1 protein-coding gene is annotated in these 437 nt (G+C 64.8%); it reads left to right on the forward strand.

Annotation, left to right across the window (positions count from 1 at the left end; translation table 11 throughout):
• The coding region (locus A9762_RS27930) for an ureidoglycolate lyase (protein ID WP_170836170.1) at positions 1 to 162 on the forward strand (162 nt) is incomplete at its 5' end.
• Positions 163 to 437 lie beyond the last annotated feature (275 nt).

Here is a 437-nt window from a genome sequence, read left to right on the forward strand (position 1 = left end):
GTGTGGCATCACCCGTTGCTGGCGTTGCATGAAGTGAGTGACTTCGTCGTGGTGGACCGGGGTGGTGAGGGACACAACTGCGACGAGCAGGACTTAGAGGGTGTGTATTTACTGACGCAAGCCGAGTTAGACGCCGTGCAAGGTAAGCAAAAGGCAGCGTAGGCGGGGCATAAAGAGGTACCGCGGAGGTGTGAGCGACGGCACGACCGCCGCGCAGCAGTTGCGGAGCACGTGCGTGGTGGTTGTGGCGTCGCGTTGGCGCTGGAGAAGAGCGGTGTCGACGCAACGAGGGGGGTGGAAACAGCGCGCGGGAAGCGGGCGGTTTCGGTGGAGGTACTGAGGGCGGGGAGGGAGACGGGCCGGGGCCCCTTTCTGCAGCGAGTTGGGTTTATGTCTGAGCGGCGGAAAGGGGCTCCGGCCCGTCAGGCGGGGGGTGT

This window comes from Pandoraea sp. ISTKB, from assembly GCF_001721285.1.
Classification (GTDB): Bacteria; Pseudomonadota; Gammaproteobacteria; order Burkholderiales; family Burkholderiaceae; genus Pandoraea; species Pandoraea capi.